At 49.6% G+C, this 6777-nt stretch carries 5 protein-coding genes; 2 read left to right on the plus strand and 3 right to left on the minus strand.

The features are described 5' to 3' along the window. Positions 1–78: 78 nt before the first annotated feature. Together BN1120_RS21175 and BN1120_RS03250 are read right to left on the minus strand one after the other, a co-directional pair. A complete protein-coding gene (locus BN1120_RS21175) occupies positions 79–2337 on the minus strand; it encodes an nSTAND3 domain-containing NTPase (protein ID WP_145983744.1) in 2259 nt (752 codons plus the stop codon). A 214-nt stretch (positions 2338–2551) separates the two neighbouring features. Beyond that, positions 2552–3205 carry a hypothetical protein gene (locus BN1120_RS03250; protein WP_042014725.1) on the minus strand — a complete coding sequence of 218 codons (654 nt, stop codon included), beginning with the start codon at positions 3203–3205 and terminating at the stop codon, positions 2552–2554. A 1481-nt stretch (positions 3206–4686) separates the two neighbouring features. On the opposite strand from BN1120_RS03250, the gene BN1120_RS03255 reads away from it, so the two are divergent. Both BN1120_RS03255 and BN1120_RS03260 read left to right on the plus strand, forming a co-directional pair. Then, complete coding sequence (locus tag BN1120_RS03255) at positions 4687–5745, plus strand: GGDEF domain-containing protein (protein ID WP_042014726.1); 1059 nt, start codon at positions 4687–4689, stop codon at positions 5743–5745. 86 nt (positions 5746–5831) lie between these two features. Further along, positions 5832–6119: a hypothetical protein gene (locus tag BN1120_RS03260; protein ID WP_042014729.1), complete on the plus strand. Its 288-nt coding sequence runs from the start codon at positions 5832–5834 to the stop codon at positions 6117–6119. Between the two features lie 102 nt (positions 6120–6221). Here the strand turns inward: BN1120_RS03260 and BN1120_RS03265 are convergent, their stop codons facing one another. After that, positions 6222–6500 carry a hypothetical protein gene (locus BN1120_RS03265; protein ID WP_029314742.1) on the minus strand — a complete coding sequence of 93 codons (279 nt, stop codon included), beginning with the start codon at positions 6498–6500 and terminating at the stop codon, positions 6222–6224. Between the last annotated feature and the right edge of the window lie 277 nt (positions 6501–6777).

The following is a 6777-nucleotide window of genomic DNA, read 5'->3' on the forward strand; positions in this document are numbered from 1 at the left end:
GTGATAACTAGATCTGTACATTTTATCTAATGTTTAGTGATGAGGATTTTAAACTTTATCTTATTTCAAGCAAAATAATCACTTAGTGTTAATATCTCGTTCGAAAAGATCATCTATTTCATCAACATGTTCGTTCACAAAATATTGCTCTTTTTCATGTTGTTCATCCCTGAATCCATCAAAATAATTAGACATTTGACCGTATATGTCAAATGCATCAACAATAGATTCAACTGTATCGTCAGAAAGAGGGATTTTGAGTTCATTGAAGTTTTTTTGAATTAATTTAAAAAGACTTTCCGTAGCTTTGTCTTCATTATCTGGATAGTCATAATCAAAGACTTGATCTAGAGGGAAAAGATCATCTGCATTAGCTACAAAATAGTTTCTTGCAAAGCTTTCCATTTCTGGATATAGCTCTGATTTGAAGTCATCAGACAGGATGCTCATCAACTCTGAGATAGCTTTTATCTCTAGGTAGCTTGTCTGCATCATAAAGGCGCGTGTTATAAAATTGTGCGCGTCTTGCTGAGTTGATAGGGATTCTTTTATTCGCCAATAAAATATTTTAGCAATATCCTTTAGGTATCCGGATTCTTTTGAATTGACGACGAAGTCAGATGCTGAAAATATTATTTTGTCATTTTTTAGCATGCATCCCAGATTTTCAATATAACTTACTAAGACTAATGAGATATATTCAGGGCTATATCCTAAGTAATTTTTACTATAGGCATTTTTTAGAATGTCATGAAGAATATTTGATGTCACTGATGAGTCAATGAATTTGTTTGTAGCGAGATCTAATAGCGACCTTATTGATGAGGTTGAATTTAGGCTACAAAATCCAGCGCGCAGTGATGGAATATCAGATTTATAACGATGGAGTACGTAATCACCAATAGATGGATTAAAGAGGTTAATTATTACTTCATTATCAGAAAGCATCGTTCTAGTGAGCATTGAACCAACCAAGTGCTTCAATATTTGAATGTAATCACGACGTCCTTGTATTGCTCTGGAATCTGAATGAGCAATGAATTTTGAAAAGGCCTCAGAAAGCTCACTCTGATTGATTGGACGTGCATTTAGTGTAACTAATAAAATGACTGCGCGGCCACAGTCGTCATGCTGTGCCTCGAAAGGATTTTCCCAAACTGTTGCTGGATTATCTAGAAGTTGTTGTACGTATTGCCAATAATCTATAGGATGGCAATCTTTTAATCTATTGTTATCAGTGATGTAGTTAATAAGCCTTGGATTATAGTTATTATGTTCAATTATCTTTCTATATCTTTTGTTATGATATATTTGATCTATTATTGCTGTTTCCAATGAAGAGTGCCAAATATGATTGTATAGTATTTTTGCCTTATCAATTTTTGAGAATGAATCAAATGACACCTCAAATTCGTTGTGTTCTATATTATGTTGCTGGAACACATCCATGAGGATTTTACCTTGATTTAGAATTGTCGTTCTAGATGTCAGGATAAATTTCTTTCTACTATTACGTGATATCCTTTTTATGAACTGAACTATATGCGAGCCTTCATGACCATTTAATGCTTCTAAGTAGTTTCGACCTAAAAAATCATCGAAATAAAATATTTGTTTTTCATCGTTATTGAATAAAGTTTCAGCTTCTTTGATTTCCTCTGCTATTTGAATGAAAGTAAACCCTTGACTTACGTAATGTAAGGAAAGATGGTTTGCTAGGGTGGTTTTTCCAATTCCTGCTGGGCCAGTTATAATGACTGTTCCAAGTTCTTGTAGTTTTTTTAATGCTAGTTCATGATTTTTTGTTCGCACATAAACATGAGCAGAATCTTGTATTTCTTGTAATGAAAAGATGCTGCGATCGTATACTGGCTTATTTATAATATACTGAAGTACATTTGTGCTTTTAATCCAAAGTTTATAATGACGCATTTCTATGTCACGATTAACTGATAGAAGATCATTGAGGTCTTCTCTTCCTAAGATGTCACTTGGCGATATAACATAAGGAGATAAAGCAATTTGAATATTAGCTTTATCATTTCGTGAAAGTGGATTTGATACTATTAATATGTATCGTGATGGTTGTAGTTTTTTTATTTTTGGTAGTTCAGTTTTCTCAATGTGAGATCTTAGCTGTTGGAATGATGAGGAAGGCCAGTGTTTGGCCTGTAGAATTGTCTCTGTTCCATTTGGATGAAAAAAACGACCATCAACACCAGCATCACGTCCTGGTTTGAAACGTTCATATTTCACATTATCTCTTTTGCTAAGAAGATCTGTTGCGAGAATTTCAAATTCTTTGTCATTTAATGTGCTGAAGTCATAGTCACTCATAATAAATGTGGCTCTATATGGTTTTTAGCGATTTAGATTTTTATAATGTTTGAGATGCTATATATTGTTGTGGAATAATTACTCAGCGTCAGGTTATTTAATGGTCGGGCTGAGAACTGTGATTTATATAACTAAGTGGTACGTCGGTAAGAGCATTTTTCCAGATTATACAATGGTGTGTTAGAGTATTTCGGAAGAGAGAGAAGCTTAAGTCTTAAGAACGACTTTCCACTACCCAGTATTTACCATCGCTACATGGTTTATCATTTTTTCCCCATCGAGTTACTTTGTTTTTGCCATCACCCATATCGAGTTCTAGCCAAAGTAACTTAGAGCTTTTAAATATGAAGTAGGCGGGTTCTTCAATGCTTACGTTTTGTGGCTCTTTTGGGCTGCAAAGTAAAAAGTGAGGCCTTACATTTGGCCATGTATTTTCATCGCCGAAAATAGCATTGAATCGTTTGTTTTTACTGTTTAACTGAGCGTTGCTAAAATAGCTATCGCCTTTAGCCTCAATCATCACAATATGGGTTGTATTTTCGTGGTCAACAAAGGCAAGAAGAAAGTCGACATCCTCTTGAGTGCCTGATATTTGCAAGTCTATCTGTTGTTTATTGTCTATGAAGTTGCGTGGAAATGTTTTTTTATCATGCTCTTGGATGAGAAATAAACTGGCATAGATCCAGTCAAGATGATAGTCCATTGCGGCAAAGTATTCGCTAGGGATTGTGGTGTCGATGAGTTTAGATATCTCCGCAAGCTGTGTTTTGTCCATGCGAAAGTCTGGATTTCCCAGCATTTGACCGATCAAGTAAAACCGCTCTTTACGGTTAAATGACTTCAGGTTTTCAATTAGTTTATTGCTCATATAAATTCCGAAAGGTTCGTCTCTTAAAATGAATATATGGTTCAGGCCGTAGGTTTGATTAGCGAAGCGTAATCGGACGTTCGAGAAATAAGGTGTTATTACGGTGAAATACTCACTATCGGGCCTTCAATACAAAACCGTTTCCCGATAGGGACATCTGCTGCTTGTCGTTGTATTCACCATGATTTTTTCACCTATGCAACCATCTTGATAAGGTTTGTTGCATAGGTGCGACAATCTGATCTCGCCATGGGGTGGGCGAGGGGTTGGCTCTGAGAGAACAGCCCTCCCGACCCTGACCCCGTAAACACAAGGTCATGGTCAATTAACTGGCTTTGGTGCTGCGGGTTGGGTGTTGCCCCCCTGTTGTTCGCCGAGGTGAGGGCACAAGGTCAGGAGCGCCGTCATGGACGACGGCGCAGACGCAGGCGGTACAGGGATGTACCGTCTGCGTCGTTCCGCCAGACCTTTTGCCTGAACCGAGGGAACCCGACGCAGGAGGGCGAACAAGCGGGGGTGGCCTTTCTTTTGGTGACTTTTCTTTGGCCACGCAAAGAAAAGTCACTCGCCAAGCCGCGCAGCGGCGGCGAAACCCCATCGAGGGCAGCGCCCTCGTGTCCTGCGCGGCGAAGCCATGCCATTCACACGTGGGACGGCATTGCACCAGGCAATGCCGTTACCGACCCCTCACCCTAACCCTCTCCCCCAAGGGGAGAGGGGATCAAGCCGAAGTCTCCGAGGCTGGCGGGCGAAACCCCGTCGAGGGCCGCGCCCTCGTGTCCTGCACGGCGAAGCCGTGCCATTGAGGCGTGGGGCGGCATTCGCCAGGCAATGACGTTACCGACCCCTCACCCTAGCCCTCTCCCCCAAGGGGAGAGGGGATCAAACCGAAGTCGCTGAGGTTGGCGGGCGAAATCCCGTCGGGGACGGAGTCCTCGCGTCCTGCACGGCGAAGCCGTGCCATTGAGGCGTGGGGCGACATTGCACCAGGCAATGCCGTTACCCACCCCTCACCCTAACCCTCTCCCCCAAGGGGAGAGGGAATGGTTACCGCGGACGATTACGCTGCGCTAATCGACCCTACACGCTTATTGCACCCAACAGGCTTATTGGCACCTTACCCCTTTCCCGCATAAGGGAGAGGGGACGGTTACTGCGCGGCGAAGCCGTGCCATTCACACGTGGGACGACATTGCACCAGGCAATGAGGTTACCCACCCCTCACCTTGACCCTCTCCCCCCAAGGGGCGAGGGGATGGTGACCGTGGGCGAATACGCGGCGGGAATCGACCCGGCACCCAGGGGCGAGGGCAGGGTTGTGTCCCTGTGTTCCGCATGGCGACGCCGCTTGGGGGCCGGTTATGCCAAAATGTGAACAAATCGATCTTTCCCCCGGTCAATCGCGGTCTCCCGCTTGTCGGGCCCGCCCCGAGTTGGCTAAGGTGGTCGCCCATTACATGCACGCAGTTGTGGAGGTAGGCATGGACAAGTTATTGCTGGCGCTCTCGGAGCAGGTGATCAAGGCGCGGGATCTGGAGAGCCTGACCCGCCCTTTGCTGGAGATGCTGGAGTCGGTGACCGGGCTGGAGTCGACCTATCTCACCGAGATTGACCTCGGGCAAAGCAGCCAGCATGTTCTGTTTGCCCGCAATGCGGCCGGGCTGCAGATCCCCGAGGGGATGACGGTGGAGTGGAGCGATACCCTGTGTCGCCGTGCCATCGACGATGAGATTGGCTACACCGACGACGTCGCAGCTCTGTGGGGGGACTCCCAGGCGGCCAGCGAGCTCGGCATTCGCTCCTATCTGAGCAGCCCGGTGCGCACCTCCACCGGTTCCCTCTATGGCACCCTGTGCGGCGCCAGTACCGAACAAAAGCCCGCGGTGGCGGGGGCGCAGCAGCTCATCGCCTTCTTCGCGCACCTGATTGCCGAACAGGTGGAGCGGGAGCAACTGCTGCGGCAATTGCAGCAGGCCAACGACGAGCTCTCGCGCCTGGCCCTCTCCGACCCCCTCACCGGGCTCCCCAATCGCCGCGCCCTGATGCTGGAGCTCACCCGCCTCTTCTCGTTGTCGGAGCGGGCGGGGCATCCGGTGCTCATCGCCTTTGTGGATCTCGATGGCTTCAAGGCCATCAACGACGAGCATGGCCACGAGGCGGGGGACAGGCTGCTCACCGCCATGGCGCGGCAACTGAGCGAGACCCTGCGCGGCGGCGATCTGCTGGCCCGCTTTGGGGGGGACGAGTTCGTGGCCGTGGGCATGGGGCCTTTCCCGGCCTCCGACACGCTGGACGGGGCGGTGGCGGCGTTTCGCCAGCGCCTGTTCGAGCACAGCGTGCTGTCACTGCCGGTGGGGGACAAGGTGATCCATTATCCCGGTGCCAGCGTGGGGGCGGTGGCCGTGATGCCGGCTGAAGTCAGCGTCGAGGAGGCGCTGAACCGGGCCGATGCGAGCATGTATGCGGTCAAGCGCCAGCGCCGGGCCGCAGGGGAGGGGGGGAACCCACCTCCTTCCAGTCAGGTGTCTGCCCCGCGATAGGAGCGGGGCGGGTTGAGAGGGCACAGGGTGGCGCGTCCACCCGGGTGCCAGTCTGTTTTCCCTTTTATCAGTTCGGAGCCCATACCATGGTTCATCTTCTTGCCCGCCGTGTGCGCGCCCTGGCCGGGCGGGTGGCCACCCTGGTGGCCGGACTCTGCGAGTTTCAGCAGCGCATCTGGGTGGTCAGCATCGTCAAGGAGTCCTACACAGATACCTTCGTGGTCAACGAAGGGGGCTTCGAGGAGCCCTTGCAATGGATGCGTCGCAAGGGCTACAGCGCCGAGATGCTGGCCAGAGTGGAAGCCATGGCCCGATCCCAGGTGCTCCAGCTCGAGTGCGCCGGGCAGCATCACCGTCTGATGCGGGTGAAATAGGGGCGAAGCCGCCCCCGGATGGCCTGGGCGGTACCGCCGCCTGGGCATTGACCACATATTCTGCCGCCCTCTTCGTCTCAGGCGGTGGAAATGGGTCGTCAGTCATGACTTTTCTGTGGTTCTCTCCGGTTTCAGGCCACCTGAGTAGACGCAAATCGCGGAGTTGTAGCTGTTGAAGGTGACCGCGTAGTTGAAATCGCAGAAATAGGCCGGGTGCTTGGTGGCGACAATGTCCCCCGCCTTGCATTTGTCCTGCATCCCCTCCACCAGGGTGTCGTTGTTTGACCCGAGGCAGGCCTTGCCGGTGGTCTTGTCACCGCCGCAGGCCATCAGAAGGGCGCAGACCGAGAGACTCATCAACCATTTCGCTGTGTTGTGCATGTGTATTCCCAAGAGATCGCAGAGATGGCGGGGAAGGGCGTGAGCGCGGCGCTGCCCGATGAAGGCGGCCAGCGGGCACGCTGCCGCCCCTGACTGTCGCTGCCACCGTGCGCCCTGCCCCTTGCCGTGAAAAAGGGGCCAACAGGCTCCTGCGCCCTATATTACGGACCCGAGGCGGTCTGCGTCACCCCTTGTCGTTGCAAGTGGTGAACATTAAACGGGTTTCGTGCGCTGGCTCAAAGGCGGGCCGGGGCCTTGGCGGCCCCGGCGGGGGAAG

This window comes from Aeromonas caviae (genome assembly GCF_000819785.1).
GTDB lineage: Bacteria > Pseudomonadota > Gammaproteobacteria > Enterobacterales > Aeromonadaceae > Aeromonas > Aeromonas caviae.

What these genes read in the sequence shown, in the direction of transcription:
- BN1120_RS03260 (WP_042014729.1), top strand. Translation starts at nt 5,832, where the DNA reads ATGGTTCATCTTCTTGCCCGCCGTGTGCGCGCCCTGGCCGGGCGGGTG.
- BN1120_RS03265 (WP_029314742.1), bottom strand. Translation starts at nt 6,500, where the DNA reads ATGCACAACACAGCGAAATGGTTGATGAGTCTCTCGGTCTGCGCCCTT.
- BN1120_RS21175 (WP_145983744.1), bottom strand. Translation starts at nt 2,337, where the DNA reads ATGAGTGACTATGACTTCAGCACATTAAATGACAAAGAATTTGAAATT.
- BN1120_RS03255 (WP_042014726.1), top strand. Translation starts at nt 4,687, where the DNA reads ATGGACAAGTTATTGCTGGCGCTCTCGGAGCAGGTGATCAAGGCGCGG.
- BN1120_RS03250 (WP_042014725.1), bottom strand. Translation starts at nt 3,205, where the DNA reads ATGAGCAATAAACTAATTGAAAACCTGAAGTCATTTAACCGTAAAGAG.